This window comes from Pseudomonas sp. (assembly GCF_040514055.1).
Classification (GTDB): Bacteria; Pseudomonadota; Gammaproteobacteria; order Pseudomonadales; family Pseudomonadaceae; genus Aquipseudomonas.
Map to the genome: position 1 here is coordinate 1 of NZ_JBEVDL010000086.1, position 16,449 is coordinate 16,449.

At 60.3% G+C, this 16,449-nt stretch carries 12 protein-coding genes, 1 tRNA gene and 1 pseudogene; 6 read left to right on the forward strand and 8 right to left on the reverse strand.

What is annotated here, in order from left to right; all coding sequences use genetic code 11:
• Both ABWY06_RS23690 and moaB read right to left on the reverse strand, forming a co-directional pair.
• Positions 1-938: molybdopterin molybdotransferase MoeA (locus ABWY06_RS23690; RefSeq protein ID WP_353928072.1), on the reverse strand; the 938-nt coding region annotated here is incomplete at its 3' end.
• Between the two features lie 11 nt (positions 939-949).
• Entirely contained in the window at positions 950-1,489 is a 540-nt protein-coding gene (moaB, locus tag ABWY06_RS23695) for a molybdenum cofactor biosynthesis protein B (RefSeq protein WP_353928051.1), read from the reverse strand.
• Between the two features lie 83 nt (positions 1,490-1,572).
• On the opposite strand from moaB, the gene mobA reads away from it, so the two are divergent.
• The 3 genes from mobA (at position 1,573) to ABWY06_RS23710 (ending at position 3,223) form a co-directional block, all read left to right on the forward strand.
• Positions 1,573-2,154: a molybdenum cofactor guanylyltransferase MobA gene (gene mobA, locus ABWY06_RS23700; RefSeq protein WP_353928052.1), complete on the forward strand. Its 582-nt coding sequence runs from the start codon at positions 1,573-1,575 to the stop codon at positions 2,152-2,154.
• 621 nt (positions 2,155-2,775) lie between these two features.
• Entirely contained in the window at positions 2,776-2,997 is a 222-nt protein-coding gene (locus ABWY06_RS23705) for a YgdI/YgdR family lipoprotein (protein WP_353928053.1), read from the forward strand.
• A 149-nt stretch (positions 2,998-3,146) separates the two neighbouring features.
• A tRNA-Pro gene (locus ABWY06_RS23710) sits at positions 3,147-3,223 on the forward strand.
• Between the two features lie 1,044 nt (positions 3,224-4,267).
• Here the strand turns inward: ABWY06_RS23710 and ABWY06_RS23715 are convergent.
• Positions 4,268-4,399 (reverse strand): annotated as a pseudogene (locus ABWY06_RS23715) (IS3 family transposase); the annotation flags it as partial.
• Positions 4,400-4,517: 118 nt separating this feature from the next.
• Here ABWY06_RS23715 and ABWY06_RS23720 point away from each other — a divergent pair.
• Entirely contained in the window at positions 4,518-4,997 is a 480-nt protein-coding gene (locus ABWY06_RS23720; RefSeq protein WP_353928054.1) for a hypothetical protein, read from the forward strand.
• 459 nt (positions 4,998-5,456) lie between these two features.
• Here ABWY06_RS23720 and dsr1 read toward each other — a convergent pair whose 3' ends face one another.
• The 3 genes from dsr1 to ABWY06_RS23735 form a co-directional block, all read right to left on the reverse strand.
• On the reverse strand, positions 5,457-9,290 hold the full coding sequence (dsr1, locus tag ABWY06_RS23725) for an anti-phage defense-associated sirtuin Dsr1 (protein ID WP_353928055.1): 3,834 nt from the start codon (positions 9,288-9,290) through the stop codon (positions 5,457-5,459).
• 1,031 nt (positions 9,291-10,321) lie between these two features.
• A complete protein-coding gene (locus ABWY06_RS23730) occupies positions 10,322-11,458 on the reverse strand; it encodes a serine hydrolase domain-containing protein (RefSeq protein ID WP_353928056.1) in 1,137 nt (378 codons plus the stop codon).
• A 208-nt stretch (positions 11,459-11,666) separates the two neighbouring features.
• Entirely contained in the window at positions 11,667-12,131 is a 465-nt protein-coding gene (locus ABWY06_RS23735) for a GNAT family N-acetyltransferase (RefSeq protein WP_353928057.1), read from the reverse strand.
• A gap of 204 nt (positions 12,132-12,335) precedes the next feature.
• Here ABWY06_RS23735 and ABWY06_RS23740 point away from each other — a divergent pair, with 204 nt between their 5' ends.
• Positions 12,336-13,244 carry a hypothetical protein gene (locus tag ABWY06_RS23740; protein ID WP_353928058.1) on the forward strand — a complete coding sequence of 303 codons (909 nt, stop codon included), beginning with the start codon at positions 12,336-12,338 and terminating at the stop codon, positions 13,242-13,244.
• 1,055 nt (positions 13,245-14,299) lie between these two features.
• Complete coding sequence (locus ABWY06_RS23745; RefSeq protein ID WP_353928059.1) at positions 14,300-14,704, forward strand: GFA family protein; 405 nt, start codon at positions 14,300-14,302, stop codon at positions 14,702-14,704.
• Positions 14,705-14,765: 61 nt separating this feature from the next.
• Here the strand turns inward: ABWY06_RS23745 and ABWY06_RS23750 are convergent, their stop codons facing one another.
• A complete protein-coding gene (locus tag ABWY06_RS23750) occupies positions 14,766-15,002 on the reverse strand; it encodes a glutaredoxin family protein (RefSeq protein WP_353928060.1) in 237 nt (78 codons plus the stop codon).
• Positions 15,003-15,076: 74 nt separating this feature from the next.
• On the reverse strand, positions 15,077-16,237 hold the full coding sequence (locus ABWY06_RS23755; protein ID WP_353928061.1) for a DUF5610 domain-containing protein: 1,161 nt from the start codon (positions 16,235-16,237) through the stop codon (positions 15,077-15,079).
• Positions 16,238-16,449 lie beyond the last annotated feature (212 nt).

Consider the following 16,449-nt stretch of genomic DNA (forward strand, 5'->3'; position numbering starts at 1 on the left):
AGGCGTCTGAGCAGATAAGGCCGTGCCAGCAACGCGAAGGTCACCAGCGTCGACGCCGGATTGCCGGGCAGACCGATAACCGGCACGCCACGGAAATGGCCGAAGGTCAGCGGTTTGCCGGGTTTGATCGCCAGTTTCCAGAACGCCAGCTCGCCTTCCTCGCGCAACGCCAGGCCGAGGAAATCCGCTTCGCCCACCGACACCCCACCGGTGGAGAGGATCAGGTCGACCTGGTTCAACGCGCCGAGCCGGGCTCGGGTCAAGGCCAGGTCGTCGGGCAGGATGCCGGCGTCTTCGACCTCGCAGCCCAGCCGGCGCAACCAGCTGGCCAGCAGGGCGCGGTTGCTGTTGTAGATCTGCCCAGGGCCAAGCGGCAACCCGGGCTCGACCAGCTCGTCGCCGGTGGACAGCAGCGCCACCCGTGGCCGCCGCACCAGGGGCAGCTCGGCCAGGCCGAGGGACGCCGCCAAGCCAAGCTCCACCGGGCCCAGACGCGATCCGGCCGGCAACAGGCTGTCACCACGCCGGCACTCCTGGCCCTGGGGCCGTACATGCTGACCCGGGCGAAGGGGCGCCGTGAAGCGTACCCGGCCGTCGGCCAGCACCTCGGCGTTTTCCTGCATCTCGACACAGTCGGCGCCGTCAGGCAGTGGCGCCCCGGTGAAGATCCGCGCGCAGGTGCCGGCCTGCAGCGGCGCGGGCGCCTGGCCGGCGAAAATCCGCTGGCTGACCACCAGCGGCGCGCCCGTCGCGTCGGCCTGGCGCAGGGCATAACCGTCCATGGCACTGTTGGGCCAGGGCGGCAGGTCGAGCGCGGCGATCAGCGGTGCCGCCAGTACCCGGCCTTCGGCCTCGGCCAGCGGCACGTACTGCCGCTCGGCGATGGGACTGGCGTCGGCCAGCGCCAGCAGCCGTGCCAGCGCCTCCTCCAGGGGCATCAAGGCCGAGCTCACCCGCGCGACTCGCAGGGCGCCGCGGCCTTGAGGTGGGCGACAAAATTACAGGGCCGGTGACGGGCGTCCAGCTGCTCGGCGAGGATGCCATCCCAGCCGGTGCGGCAGGCATTGGTCGACCCGGGCAGGCAGCAGACCAGCGTGCCATTGGCCAAACCCGCCAGGGCCCGCGACTGCACGGTGGACGTACCGATATCGGCCAGCGAGATCTGCCGGAACAACTCGCCAAAGCCCTCGACCTGCTTGTCCAGCAGGCAGGCCACGGCTTCCGGGGTGCTGTCGCGGCCGGTAAAGCCGGTGCCGCCGGTGATCAGCACCACCTGCACCTGATCCTCGGCGATCCAGGTGGCGACCTGGGCGCGGATCCGGTAGAGATCGTCCTTGAGCAACACGCGCGCGGCCAGCTGATGGCCGGCGGCGGTCAGACGGTCGACCAGCAACTGGCCCGAGGTATCGGTGGCCTGGGTCCGGGTATCGCTGACCGTCAGCACGGCGATATTCAAGGGCACGAAGGGGGCGTCAGCCTGGGCAGTCATGGGCGCGATCCAGTTGTGAGAGAAGCAGGCCGGTGTTATATCACAGCCCTCCACCGCCATCAGCGCCGACGCAAACGCCCCCTATGACCGAGCCTTTCGAACTGCCCAGCTGTTCCATCCTGTTGTTGGCCGGCGGCCGCGGCCAGCGCATGGGCGGCCAGGACAAGGGCTTGCTGGAGTGGCGCGGCCAGCCGCTGATCGCCCACCTGCATGCCCTGGCGCGGCCGCTGAGCGATGACCTGATCCTGTCCTGCAACCGCAACGCCGAGCGCTACGCCGCCTACGCCGATCGCCTGGTGCAGGACGACGAGGGGGATTTCCCCGGGCCCCTGGCCGGCATCCTGGCCGGGTTGGCGGTGGCGCGGCATGCCCAGGTACTGGTATTGCCCTGCGACGCGCCGCTGCTCGACCGGCCGCTGCTGCAGGCCCTGCGCCAGGCCGGCGCCGCCCACCCCGGGCAACCGGTGATGCTGCGCCAGGGCCCGCACTGGCAGCCGCTGTTCAGCCTGATTCCGCGCGCCGCCCTGGCGGGACTACGCCAGGCCTGGCAGGCCGGGGACCGCAGCCCACGTCACGCGCTGCTGGCCCTGGGCGCCCGGGCATTGGACTGCGCCCTCGACGACCCGCGGCTGGCCAACCTCAACACCCCCGAACTGCTGCAGTAAAAAGCCCGGCAAGACCCGTAGGGTGGCGTTGAGCGCAGCGATACCCATCCCCCCCCCGGGCCAATTTCAATACCCCCGAACTGTTGCGGAAAAAAACCCGGCAGACCCCGTAGGATGGCGTTGAGCGCAGCGATACCCGTCAGCCCCCGGCCAATTTCAATACCCCGAACTGTTGCGGAAAAAAACCCGGCAAAACCCGTAGGATGGCGTTGAGCGCAGCGATACCCATCCCCCCCCGGCCAATTTCAACACCCCGAACTGTTGCGGAAAAAAACAACCGGCAGACCCCGTAGGATGGCGTTGAGCGCAGCGATACCCATCACCGCCCCGGCCAATTTCAACACCCCGAACTGTTGCGAAAAAAAACAACCGGCAGACCCCGTAGGATGGCGTTGAGCGCAGCGATACCCATCAGCGGAGCCTCTCTGCTGGCGAAAACCGGCATTGCGCACAGACAGCCACCCAATACCGACAAATAAGCGCAGCATGGCGCCAAGGTCCGCTCCGTTGTAAGGTCCGATAGCGGCAATACGCCTTTATCGGATCGTTTCAATGGAACTTGGACGGCCGAGATTCCTCTGAGTACTCATACCCGCAGTAGCCCTTATGGAGAAACACACCATGATTCACCGGACCCTTCCCGCCGCCCTGCTCGCCCTGGGCCTCGCCACCCTGGTCGGTTGCGCCTCGCCAACTGTCATCACCCTGACCGATGGCCGCGAAATCCAGGCCGTGGACGAACCGGAGTTCGACGAGGATGCCGGCTTCTACGAGTTCGAGCAGCTCGACGGCAAACGTGCCCGGGTCAACAAGGATCAGGTTCGCACCGTCAAGGAACTCTAAGGCAGCCGCTTGCCAGCCCATGACATTTGGGCTGGCCAGTAGCCTTGGCGAACGATGCGCCACGGCGAGCAACTGAAAACCGCCGGTCCCTAAAAAATTTTCGCTAACCCCTTGTGCGGTAAAAGTTTTTCGGTACAATTTCGCTTATTCGGAGTGTAGCGCAGCTCGGTAGCGCGTCTCGTTCGGGACGAGAAGGTCGCAGGTTCGAATCCTGTCTCTCCGACCAAAACCCGGTTTCCAGATGTCTCAGGATGTCTACGAAACACCCCAGAAAAGCCCGCCTCGTGCGGGCTTTTTTGTGTCTGGCTGTTGGCCGAGGGCCGGCACAAACGCCTGCACACCCAAGCAGCGGAACCCACGCCCAGGTTCAGTCCAGCTGCGCGCCAAAGGCGCCTGTCCCCATTCGTATATCGAGCGCCAGGGCCCTGCTCACTCCTTCGCCCATTCCCTGGCGAGCGCTGGTAAGGCCTGGCCAGCATCGGGCGCGCGCAGTCATCCCCCCTCCTCACCTGCCCGCTAAATCGAGTGCTTTTGATGCACTCAAATACCCGCCTGAACACCCCGCCAGGCCTGGCGCCGGCTGCCAGCGATGCACCGGGAAAAAACATGCATTTTGCTGCAGGTACGGCCGTTAAAAGCGCTCGCCAGGGGATGGGGTGGACGTGCATCGCGGCCCAGCACCTTCTGTGGGGCAATTAGGCATTCCTGAGCAGGCTTGAGCGGGCCGAGGGGGGCTTAAATCCGCGCCACTGCTGAGGGTTGCATCGGCTGCACACGCCCCATCCCAGCGCCGAGTGCAGCCCACAACAACCGCCCCGGAGCAGAACCGGCATACGGCCCTTTAACCCTGGCGAAACCATAAACCACGCCCGCGTTGCAATCGTTTCGCCAGCGTCCTCCGTTGCAGTAGATGCATTTTCCCAAGGGAACAAGGACACAACCCAGCAACCATGCGGGTTGCAGCGATCCCTTTAATAAACAGATGTAGGGAACAAGGGAACACAGATCTTAGTTATAGAGGGCCTGCCCACCGACCAAAAATGGCTCTGTTACAAATTAATCGCGTTTTTGTTCCCTGCTGAAAAAGCGAGGGCACAGGTAACCAGGCTGAAAAGCCCGAGATAGAGCGGTTGTGCCCTTAGGGCCAGAATCCCTCGGATTTTTCTAGTCAGGTGTGAACAAGGGGGGTAAGGCGATATTTTTGTTGACAACATGAATCGCCGCAATTTGAAAACTGAAATGCCCCGCCTTCTTGTGGCGGCCTTTCCATTTGATGCTGATCCACAAATGCCCTCAGGGCTTGTTTCCTCGGTCGAGCTACGCGAGGGGCAGAGTACGCAATGGCCAAGCGCAGGATCTGGTTGGCTTTGTGCAGCTCACGGTTCTTTCGCTCCACAGGCTTGCGCTGGCGTTATGGCTGGTCGACGGGAGGGGATACACCTCAACCCCGGCCGTGAGCAGGGTCACAGATGGCAAGTGACAGACAACCTACACTTGTAGGTCAATCAGGGAGGAACAATATGCGAGTTGAATGGAAACCATATACTGGCTCACACGGTATTCATTGGTCGGTTTGTGCTGTTAGCGTCATGCCGGCGGACGCCGCTCAGTTAAGACATATTAACTTTGCTCAAGGCTCCAGCGCAAACTTCAGAGTTGCGCAAATGGTCACCTCTTTATACGATCGTATGCTTGCTGGTGATCGCACCTGCATGGTTAGAATTGCTGTTTCTAAACCAATCGAAAGAGATCAGGCCGAAAGCTTGAACGTCTCGAAAGCAACTGTTGGCAACATAGCTGCTGGTGCCTTTGGAGCGCTGGCTGCCCGAGCCCACCCCTTTCTTGGGATTCCTGGCGGATATTTAGGGCGAGAGATGGTTTCGGGGGAACTTCCTGTTTATCATCAACAAGATATTCTAGTCGCCGTAGAGGCGGAAGTGTCGGGGGGCATCGGCCCGCAGAGATCAGCACGCTCTGAGATTCTTAACGCGGATCGATGAATCATGAATGAACTTCTGATGTACTCGGTGGCTTTTATTGCTTTGTTAGCCACCCACTACGGGATAAGAAATTCAATGGCTCGGCTCTGGCTCGGGATCGTACTTATCGTGTCTGGTGTGGTGCTTATATTTGTTGCCCCTAACAACTACAATGAATATGACCTGGGAATATTGTATTTCGGCGGGATAATTGTCGGCTCAAGCTTAATATTCCAAAGGAATAAATTTAATAGAAGCCCAGACTCTCTTTAATAGCTGCTTAGAGAAATCCGCCTAGTGCAGCTTCGTATTCGATCCGTTCACTCATCAGACGATAGCGATCACCGCTGGGGGGCAGCTGCATCCCAGCAGCGACTTCGTTTTTACCGCAGCCTGGCTAAAAGGGCCGGGGCTAAAAGGGCCGGAGTGAATATCTTATTCACTCCGGCCCCTTAATCATTGTCGAATAGCACAGAGAGCTCAGCGTATCAAATTCCTCTTGCGGCAATATTCAATGAGCCGAAGATATGAGGCGTCTTTTGCCAGCCCTGGACTTGTTTGCGCGATCACTCCTAAACATGTCTGTAACTCACTAGGTAGCGATGGCTGATCACTGACTATTATATTCAGTAATCGCAAGGCTTCAACTGGGAACCGTCCACATAGCCCGGATTCATGCAATCGGTTTATGGAGTAATCTAAGTGCTCTATTGGGCTCAACCAATCTTGAACTGCCTTCAAGGCTGCAGGAAACTCAGCGCCTGCGGCAATACTCATTCGAAAGAGTGATTCAGCTATTCGAGGGGTGGTGAGGGCCCGCGATTTAGGCCATACGTGGAGCCAGAATGGCTGAATACGGTTCCTCCAGTACTCCTCTCGCTGATCAGCAGCCCCTTCGAGCGCCTGTAAGAGCGCTTGTGCTGACTCTTGAAGCCCGTCCTGAGGTAATACTCCAATAGCGTCTCGAAACTCTTGCACTGTGAAGCAATCGATTGGCCCTAACGCTGCATAGGTCAGAAAAGCTGCAAACTGCTGAGCATGCTCACCCAAGTCGGCGTAGTGGCGGGCAGTTTCAAGGAACTGTGATTTGAATGCAACCAGTAAAGGCCGATAAAGACGAGGCGACCATAAGAAGCCCGTCCATACAGCTTTCGCCTCCACCACATCGGCATTCCAATCGAACAGCGGTAGCAAATTTTGCTCGGTCCATGGGCGATCCACACGGAAGAGCGCGATCAGCCTTGATCCTAGTAGTACTCTGCCGTGGCGAAACCGATCTATCTGAACATAGCAGAGCTCAGTGAATAATAATTCGATTTCTGCTGGAAGCTGATCGTTATCGCTCGGCTCACCCTCCAACCAAAAATTAAGCAGAGCCTGTGTGACTTGCCCAACCGGGTGGTTTATCGCCTCGGTAACGGGTTCGTTGAGCGGCTCGCCATTTCGTTTAATGCCGGAGGTAGCATCAAGCGGCAGGCTTAGCACACTACGACAGAGGTCCATGAAGATGGTCTCATGTCGATTGATTGACTTGGAAACCTCCTGCAACCAGTACGTCACGCCATGCGCAATTTCTAGAAGTTTGGCTGCTGGCATTCTGTGTATCACCGGTGCAGCATATCGCCAAGACCGCAACACCCGCCCCTTCTCGCTCCATACCTGGAGTGCCTCCCGCCACCGTCCAACAGGCCAATTTCCCTCTTCCGCCAAGTCACACAGCGCTGACAGGCTGTTCAACAAATGCTTTCGACAGACCTCGCGCCATGTGTCCTCCATGAAGGGGCGCTGGGCGGAAGGTGCTTGCTTGAGCCACTGAACCAAAACATGCCGTTTATGTGGCGCAATATCGACTTGTCGATTGTCCTCGTAGTCCGGGTCGCCAGTGCCACTCATCCAGTACGGGAACTCATCACTCTCGTTAACCGCCAATTTCCACTTCGGATAAGCACGGGAAAGTTCTTCCAGGCGCGCTGTTGTGGCAGCACTCAACACAAGACCTGACGCGTTCAGTTTAGAGAGGTGGAGCCACACAGATTGCTCGACTAAGTACTGCCAACGATCCGATTCAAGATCATCTCGGTACATCTCGCGCGGCGGACCGGCTAATATAGCCACCTCTAGCCGAACTTGGGCAGACTTTGCCAATCGGCGACCTTGCAGTATTAGTAACCGAAAAATCTCTCGCCTCGTAGCCGGCGCCCAAAGCCACCAAGCGCCATCGCTCAGTAACCAGTCCACCCACTGTTTGGGAGCGATGCAGTGTTCCTGGCTGGCGGCGAAGAAGGCCATGCGTTTGAACGTTACGTAGGGAAACTCAAACCAAGCTTGTGCGAAACGCGTAGCGCGGGGTGCATCAACGTTGCGAACCGCCAACCACGCGTCTCGCAGAAGCTCAATCAATGAAACCCAATCGCGGTAACCGCGGTTTTGCCAGTGCGAGGAGATAGAGGGCAGATCCCAAACAGACCGGTCGCTACGTTCATTGGCTTCGCCTAGCTCGCACATTAGATCTAAAGCATCGCGTAGCAGTTGTTGAAAGTCCTCCAGCAATGACGGCAAGACTGATGCTAAACTATTTTCTACAAGATTTCGAAGCATCGACTGAATATGACCGGCGGCCAGAACCAAATCCCAGTCAACCAACTGCCGTAAATTGGTAGGTTCATCGACAATTTCGGACTCATCACCAAAACGGAACAATTCCTTTAATTTAATTTTTGGCGCAAGAACTTCACGGAGTTCAAGTCGTAACGTGGTTGTCAATCCCTCACGCTTTAAGCGCTCTTTCCACCGGTAAAGATCAAATTCGCGAAATGGCGATTTTAATCGCCCGCAGAGGAGCAAACCCCACAGGGTTCGCATCAGCGGTCCGGGTATAGCATTGGGTGCATGACTGCGGATTTCATCTAACTCAGATACTTTTCCCTCGCGCTCAAAGTGAGCCAATTCATTCAACCGCCCTTCTATCAACAAAAACCAGCGGTCATTCAGCTGTCCACCTCGTTCTGCGATCCAAACTATCAACCGTGGATCATTTAAATGTCTCACCAACCAGCGAGCCAGATGAAGCATGACATCGTCCCACTGGGAAGCTGAACTGCCCCCGGATACCAACATCATCGGTTGAGTTAGGGAATAGGGTGCCGGGCGGCGCACTAAACTGAAGCGTAGTTTAGTATCAATCTCGTAGCTCGGTTGTACACCAAAGCGGGCGAGATCGCTGCTTTGATATCGTTCTTGTGAAAATGCATCAAGTAACCAATCCAGCGATGGTGTGGGGTTGAAGTCCGCGAACTGGCGCGCAGGCAGCCCGGACCTATCAGACAAGGCCCACAGCATACGGCCAACGAAGTCATCCTGTCGTGTACTGCCTGATGGCCGCGCAAGAGCATGACTGACAACGATGCGTTCCTTGCCCATCACGCCATCACAGTAGGTCCCCCCCCAAGCGTGCAATGTCTTGTGCAGTGCCGAATGGTCATAACTGCCGGCGGGAACATCATACAAGATAGGATTAACGCCCTTTGCTTCCCACTCGATAGTTTTGTGCGCCTCTTGCCCTAATTCACAATCGCCGAATGCCCAGGCTTGCGGCGTAATTTCTCCCAGCATCCGATCAGCAGCTAACGCATCCATCATGTATCGCAGCACTGGATCATTAATACTGTACCCGATAAAACAAACCACGTAGTTACGAAAAAGTTCGCTAACAAAGCGAGCAGCCCAGCGCTCAGTCAGATATGCCAAGCCGAAATCACCGCTGGTTATAACCAGCCGGTTCAAAGCAATGTCATCCTCCTTTTTGGGCAGCAGACCGTGCAAGAAAACAAGACCATTCCAACGGCTGTTTTTCGGAATAGGTAGCATCGGCGCGGGATATGCCTGGAACGCCTGCCCAGTGCGCTTGGCGGCCGTATCAAACACACGGTCGAAGTTGGTAGTCACGAGGCGGAGCGCTCCTTCGCGGCTACGGGCTAACTTCAACAACGCAGCATGGGTATCCGTTGCACCTTGGCGACGCAGTTTGGGTTTAAGAATTTGCGCCAAGGCTTGCCGAACGGCGAGACGTTGCCCTGGCAAGCGCCGCTCCAACAAGTCGAGCGTGGCATCGAACTGGCCCCGGCCGAATGCCTCTTGCTCAATAGCTGAAAGCGACGTCCCCGTCAGCTTATAAATCTGCTCCACAAGCCCTTTAAAGCTTGGCAAGCCCGCTGGGTAGGAAATCCCAGCACCACAAAAAAACACAACGCGACCTTCCTCATGAGCCTGTAATAGCTCATCCGGAATGTCTGGACCGTTAGCAATAAATTGCATTCCCTTGCTCCCCCTACAACTTGATTGCTGGCACAGAGCCACCCCGTGAATGCTATGTAGCATGCATTCAGATAATTGCCTACCCTGCAGGGCACACGACAAGCGCTATCGACCTAGAGTTAAAGATCCACTGCTATGAGCACAGGGCACTTCAGGGCAACAGCGCAAGCTCGACCGCAAACCGCCAGGCCCTACGCTCAATATTCAGGCCTGAGCCGCCAGAAACGCCCCAGCGAGCCCCAACGTGTATCCCTGCGTGTATCCCTAGAATTTTCTGATTCCTGAAAGTCCTTAAAACAAAGGCCTGCAGAGAATGGTTAGAAGGTTGTCTCTCGACCAAAGCCCGGTTTCCAGATGCCTCAGGATGCCAACGAAACACCTCAAGAGGCCCGCCCCGTGCGGGCTTTTTTATGTCTGGCGATATCCCCTGCCCCCCAGCTTGGCCCATCGTCCATCCTGACCTGCGCCCTCGGGAAGAACCGTATCCGGGGGATGTATACGGCGCACTCAAGCGCCAGCCATTGGCCAAGTCCCTCGACCGCCTGGGTCCCGCGGTGGACGACCCGAGGGCAGCCACCGGTATTTTCGCAAGAGCGCGAGGGGTAAACTCCTCGCCATCGCGCAATACCACCTTGGCCGACCAAGGGTGCTCCACGGCGCTTCGCTGAGGCGGCGCTTCCCTTCTTCGTCTTCGAGGGCAGGCCTTGCATGACTTTCTAAAAATCGTCGTTACGTTCTGGGCGTGGGGATGCTGGGCCTGGGTTGCTTACAGCCACCAATGGATATGGTTGGGGGTTTCGCTGATCCCCTACATGCTGTTGAACACTTTCGGCCATTTGCTGGATAAGGACGCTGAATAGAAGCCAGCCGCCAGCCAGACAGCTACCACGGGCCCATGCCGCGACCTGAGGGCCCGGCCAGCGATCCTCTCGCCCGCGCGCTGCGTTTTCCCACCGCGGCACCCAGCGAACAGGAAAACCACGTTAGCCTGTCTGCCGTACCCGCCCAGGGCCACTGTGGAACGCGCAGCGCTACCGCGCGAACAGCTCGATAAGCGCAAGGGTCAGCGCATCGCCATCATAACCAGCTTCCGGTTCGGCCTGGTTGGTCGTGCGGGCGAAGGTCAGGTCGAGCGCCGGGCAGCGGACCACCTCCGTGCCAAAGAAGCCGTAACCGCCGTAGCAGGTGACGCCGCTCGCCTCGAAGCGATTGATGCCCATGGCGCCGTCAAGGCCCTGGAACGTCTCCACCGCGACGGCGGGGGGCGTCAGCATCAGTTCGAGGGTCGATGGCTTGGCGAATATTCGTCCGTCGAACAGCGCGTCCATAAAACGCACCAGGTCCTGGGTCGAAGACACCACCCCGCCGCCGCCGAACAGGTCCCAGGAAGGGTCCCAGCCGCGCGTATCGACTTCGCCATAGAGGGGATGGGAGAGGCGCTCGAAACCCTGCGGCGGAGCGTGTTCGAGGCTCTCGAGCCAGGTGTCGGCAAGGCCGAGCTGGTCGAGCTTCAGCAATGACCGTTGCCCCTCGGCCAGCCCGCTGCGGGTGGCCACCTCGATCACTTCGCCGAGCAATACATAGGCCGTATCGCCGTAGGCGTAGGCACTGCCGGGTGGCCCCAGCGGGCTACCCTCGCGCATGGCCAGGGCGATCTGCTCGTGGCGCGTCCAGTGGTGTGCCGGGTCGTCGAAGATCCGCTGGTTGAAGCTGGCGGTCTCGGTGTAATCGAACAGCCCGGCGGTGTGCGTCAGCAGATGGCGCAGGGTGATCCTGTCGACGGCATAACCACCCTCAACCAGCAGGGCGACGGTCGACGGGCGCAACAGACCGCGGATGGGCGCGTCGAGCGCGAGGCTGCCGCGCTCCACCAGCACCAGCACCGCCGCCGCGGTAAAGGTCTTGGCTACGCTCGCCGCCCTGAACAGGTCATTGGGCGCCAGCACGCGCGGGCTTGCCGGACCGAAGCGGCCGGCCGCGCCACTCCACCTGAAGTCCCCGGCCTCGACGCTTAACAAGGCCCCGGGGATGGACAGGTGGGCGACATCCTTATCCAGTAACGCTTGCAACACCGCTGGCCGATCGTCGCCCGGTCTTTCCACGGCCTGGGCCGTGCATGCAAGCAGGCAAGGAAATAGAAGGAACGCGACGCGGGAGAGAAGGCGCATGGTGGAGCTCATGGGGTTCGGGCGGCTTTAATAACCCAGACTCCAAGCCCCCTACAAGGACAGTTCCAGCACAGCGTGATCGAGCGCTGGGCGGCCCACCCTAAGTTATGTCCCGCTGCGGGCCGTCAACCAAGAGTGGCAGTCGTCGCGCGGGATCAGGTAAACGCCCTCAGCGTTTAACCGGCACCCTGGGCGGCGCTTTTGCGGATCATTTGGATTCGAGCGTCAACGCCCGCTGCATAACGATGGTGCGCTCGCCCTCGTAACAATGTTCCCGCACCACCTCGAACCCCAGCGTGGCGTAAAACGGCTGCGCGGTGACCGATGAGGGCACCGCCAGCACCTTGACTCCAGCCACGCCGGCCACCTCCATTACATGCGCCATCAAGCGCCGCCCCACACCCGCCTGCTGGTAGGCCGGGTCGACGAATACCGAGCGCACCACCGCCCCATCGAGACTGGCCGTGCCGACAATCCGCCCGGCCATTCGCGCCACGAAAACCTGGCGCTGCCCGATAAGCACTGCGACCGCGGCCGGGGTAAAACTGGACTCGACCCGCTCGATCACCGCCGCGGGGTAATCCCTGGCATTGGAGGTGCGCAGCGCCGCCAGGATCAGCCGACTCAAGTCTGCTGCGTCCGCGGTGTGTGCCGGATCGATCTGGTAAGGCATCAGGCTTCTCCCTGTCAATTTAGCTGGCCAATACCCCCTGTATTACCCCATAAGCCAGAGCAGTTCTGGTGGAGGCTCTTGCCTACCCCGTGTGCGCCCCTCACACTCGCTGCCAATCGAAACGCCCCTCCATCGTCACTGAGCGAGGGAGCCTTTCTGCCACGGCGCCAGCTATCGCGCACATCGATACTGCAGGTACTTAAAATGGATATTTGGGGTTTTCTCGCCGGTTTGGCCGCCTTGGCGATCACCGCTGCCGGTGGATTGGCCAAACTGAAGATGATCCTGATCGGCATCGGCGGCGCTGGCGCGTTGGCGACCTTGCTGATGTTCCGCAAGCACCCGCTACTGGCCACCGTTCTGTGCACCGGCCTGACGCTGGGCACGCTGTCGCTGTGGCAGACTCGGGTTCCGACGAGCACCGACCTGTACGGCGACCCGGCCATCTGGGCCAGCATCGCACAGCAGCAAAGCACGCTCCAGGCCTGCGAGGCTGAAATGGCCCTGCTGCCTGACCGCTTCGCCCTGACCAGCGTGGTGGACGAGGTGACCGCGCTGGACGAGCACAGCATCGTCAAACTGCTGAGCCTGCGCAAACTGGCGTTCCTGGAAATAAAGGTGCAACGCCCCCCCGGCAAACCGGCCTCCATCATCCGCCCCGGCAATCCAGTGGCACAGCCCTGGCGGGTCGATTCGCCGACAGCGGCCTATGTCAGGCTCGAAGTGGTCGCTGAAGGATCACTTGAGTGCCCGGCCCTGGCGTCGCTGCCGGACACGGTCCAGCAAGACCTGAAGGTATGGCCACTGCCACCAGGCACCTGCCTGCAAACCCGCTTCGAGACTCAGCCCAGCGCCAGCCATGCGCTGGACTATCAGCGCGATACCCGTCCCGGTCAATCCGCGTTAGGCCATTACCGATTACTAGAGCGTACGGCGCCAAAGGTCGTGGCGCAGTTGGCCACATCCAACCATCCCAATCACCCCATTATCGGCTCGATTAGCCAACTGGATCAGCCTACCGTCCGTCCTGGCTGCCAGACCCCTCACACGGCACTGGCTGATCGCCTGGTGGGAATACCTCTGCAACAATCCGCCTCGGTCATCGCGCAATGACCGCCCAGTTGCCGTTGGCATAGGGGCGCATCGCGGGATGAAATGCCACTTCATCCGCGCAGATCACCCGCTGGGTAAGCCAATGCCCTCTCAAGCACGAGCGCGGTGCGTTCGCCTACCGTGGACGAACGTGTGAAGCGGCGACCAATGTCGCTCGCCGAACACCCACCATGGCCAGCACGCGTAATAACCGTCCATACAAGCGACTTGCTCGCTCGGGCCCATGCCGCTGTCCAATGCAGCTAAGCTCCGCTAAAACGGCAGGCAGCTCGAGGCTCCAGGTCGCCAGCCATGCCTGGAAGCGACGTTTGGCTAAGCCCCCTTATCTACCCTTCAACCTAGCGGACGTCCGATGATCTGCCCCAGCTGCGCAAAAGCGAACTCACTGACCTGGAAACGATACTGCTCAGCCCCTACCGGCCGCCATCGCTGCGAGCATTGCAAGGCGCAGTTTCGGATGGCCCATACGGTGCGCTATTACTTGTGCATCCTGCTACTGGGCCTGCTCTCGGGGCCACCCACGTTTCTCCTGGCCACTTACCTGGGTGCCGGTTTCAACCTGGCGATCGCAGCGGCGGCTGGGGTCAGCCTGCTCATCCTGGTGCCCGCTGACAGGTACATTGATAACAGCTGGCGGGGCACCCGAGCTGTCAGTTGATGACCAGAATGCCAGGCCGGGGCGCGCTCCTCGCACACCGCGCCCACCAAAGGAAACAACCTTCGGCAAAGCCCGTACGCACCGCACGTTCGCCTAAGCCAGCACACCATTCCTTCCGGTACCTAAAGCAAAACGCAGCCATAAGCCGCGAGCTGCCGCTTAACCGCAAGCCTCAGCCGGGCCTTCGTCTGCTGGGCAGACAACGGGGGCGCCAGGCCGCCTCCCACCCTTTCCGTGTATTGATTCACGCCAGCCACGGCAGCGGGTCGATGCCGCGCCAGCCCATAGACAGTTGCGGGCAGCTGGACTAATTTTCGTTATGCACGGCACCCGGCGTTCGATCGCCGGCAACGCTTGCCAGGGAAGTCAGGCGCGCATCCACTCAGGGAGAGTCAGCATGAAAAAGACCTACAAAGGCAGCTGTCACTGCGGCAACGTGCGGTTCGAAGCCGATATCGATCTGCAGGCCGGCACCGGTAGGTGCAACTGCTCGATCTGCAGCAAGACCCGCGCCTGGAATGCCACGCTCCCGCCTGATGCCTTTCGCCTGATCGCGGGCGAGGCGGAACTGACCGACTACCAGTTCGCCACCAACAGCGTGCACCACCCGTTCTGCAAGACCTGTGGCGTCCATCCCTTTGGATACGGCCATCTTGAGCAACTGGGCGGGGATTTTTATTTCGTCGCCCTTGGCAGCCTCGACCATGTCGCCCCCAGCGAGCTGGCCAATGCGCCGGTGCAGTACCTGGACGGGCGACATAACGATTGGCAATCGACACCCAACGAAACCCGCTACCTGTAAAGACCCGCCTCGGGAAGGCGCCGCGGGGCGAGACACGCCAGGCCCCGCCGCCTTGGCGACACTAGCGCAGGAAGGTGGCGATCTGCTCGCCTTCGAATGGCCAGTCCAGCTCGGCGCCGGTATCGATCCGGCGCAACACGGGAATGCGCAGCGCATAGTCGTCGACCCATTCGCCATGCTCGGCAATGTCGATCAGCTCGACCAACAGGCCGTGTTCAACAAAAGGCATCAACAGCGCTTCGGCCTGCTCACACAGGTGGCAGCCGAGGGTACCCAGCAGTTGGCATTCGGGAATCATGGAAGGCGCACCTCACCCAGGGGCAGAGGTGCGCAGTCTAGCATCCGGCTCAGGCGGCCAGGCAGGTCACAGCCTCAGGCCGCGGCCTCGGGAGCCGGGGGGGTCTTGAGGCTGGAGCCGAGGATCTTGTCCAAGCCATCGAGCAGCCGGTCGTTGAGTTTGTCGGCTTTATCCAGGCGCGCCGGGTCGAAACGCTCGTCCAGGCGGTTGGCGCCCTTGAGCAGGTCCTTGAGGGTGCCCTTGCCATCTTCACTGACCTGGGCCGCGGTGCGCAGCGACTCCAGCAGGCTCTGGGCGTATTCCATCAACGAACCGTTGACCGCGCTGGCGGCTTGTCCGCCCTGCTCCGCCACCGCGCTGTAGGCATCGGTGGACTGACGTACGGTGGTCTGGGTCAGTTGCAGCGACATGGACGCCAACTGGTCGCCATCCATGTCCAGCGCCATGGCCCGGTCGAAAGCCCCGTTCAGGTCACCGGCATAAAACTTGTTGGAAATGTCCTGCACCTGACCGAACAGCTCTTCCAGGGCACCGCGCTCTTCTTCGTCGAGCTCACCCTCGACCTGCACCTGAAAACCGCCGATCTGCATGCTGCCCGACTGGCTGCTGCCCACCGCCGCACTGCCCTGGCCATCACTGGCGGCGGCCAGCCCGGTCTGCGACCAGTTGGCCGAGGCCTGGGCCACGGAAATGCGCAGGCGATCACCGTCGCGAGTGGTCACCGACAGGTCGAAGGTCTCGGCCTGGGCCTCGAAGCGCTCGCTGTAAGCGGCTACCCCCGTACGTCCGCCAGCGCTCGGGGCCGGCGTGGCCTCGCCGAAACGCTGGTTGAGGTCGGCAAAACCGTCCTGGATACGTTTGTAGGTGTCATCGATATCGGCCGCGACCTGGCCCTTGAGCACACCCATGCCGTCGAGGATGGCACGGGCTTCGGCAAAGCCTTTTTCCACGCCTTCCTGGGCCTGCTTGAGCAGTTTTTGCAACTTGCTGGTGTCGGCGCCACTGGCCGCCTCGCTTTCCAGGCGCTGGCCGATGAAATCGAGGATGCGCCCGGCGACTTTTTCCGGGGTGTAGTCGTTGCGCTTGCCATTGAGTGAACCGGGCTCGACACCCAGGCGCTCGGCCAGGCGATTGGCCAGGGTCTGCTGGGCGTCGGTGCCCGTGCGTTGACCGGGCTGGGCATTCACAGCCGAGGGGCGCGAGGCCGATGGCAGCGTGGACGAAGGCGTATACATGGCGGCATTCCTGCTAGAGCATGTGACAGGTTGACGGCAGCGCAGCGCAAAAGTTGAGCGCGAAACGGCGAAGACCTGACCAACGGCTGCGTTGCGCTGGACGGCCAGCGCCTGAGCGACCGAGTATAGCCGCGCGTCGCCGCAGCGCTTCCCTGCCATGGATCAATGCCCCTGTTCGCGCCAACCGGGACAATTCCCAGGCCGTGCGCCCA

Excerpts from the sequence above, each read along its gene's own strand:
- moaB (WP_353928051.1), bottom strand. The coding sequence starts at position 1,489 with ATGACTGCCCAGGCTGACGCCCCCTTCGTGCCCTTGAATATCGCCGTG.
- mobA (WP_353928052.1), top strand. The coding sequence starts at position 1,573 with ATGACCGAGCCTTTCGAACTGCCCAGCTGTTCCATCCTGTTGTTGGCC.
- ABWY06_RS23705 (WP_353928053.1), top strand. The coding sequence starts at position 2,776 with ATGATTCACCGGACCCTTCCCGCCGCCCTGCTCGCCCTGGGCCTCGCC.
- ABWY06_RS23720 (WP_353928054.1), top strand. The coding sequence starts at position 4,518 with ATGCGAGTTGAATGGAAACCATATACTGGCTCACACGGTATTCATTGG.
- dsr1 (WP_353928055.1), bottom strand. The coding sequence starts at position 9,290 with ATGCAATTTATTGCTAACGGTCCAGACATTCCGGATGAGCTATTACAG.
- ABWY06_RS23730 (WP_353928056.1), bottom strand. The coding sequence starts at position 11,458 with ATGCGCCTTCTCTCCCGCGTCGCGTTCCTTCTATTTCCTTGCCTGCTT.
- ABWY06_RS23735 (WP_353928057.1), bottom strand. The coding sequence starts at position 12,131 with ATGCCTTACCAGATCGATCCGGCACACACCGCGGACGCAGCAGACTTG.
- ABWY06_RS23740 (WP_353928058.1), top strand. The coding sequence starts at position 12,336 with ATGGATATTTGGGGTTTTCTCGCCGGTTTGGCCGCCTTGGCGATCACC.
- ABWY06_RS23745 (WP_353928059.1), top strand. The coding sequence starts at position 14,300 with ATGAAAAAGACCTACAAAGGCAGCTGTCACTGCGGCAACGTGCGGTTC.
- ABWY06_RS23750 (WP_353928060.1), bottom strand. The coding sequence starts at position 15,002 with ATGATTCCCGAATGCCAACTGCTGGGTACCCTCGGCTGCCACCTGTGT.
- ABWY06_RS23755 (WP_353928061.1), bottom strand. The coding sequence starts at position 16,237 with ATGTATACGCCTTCGTCCACGCTGCCATCGGCCTCGCGCCCCTCGGCT.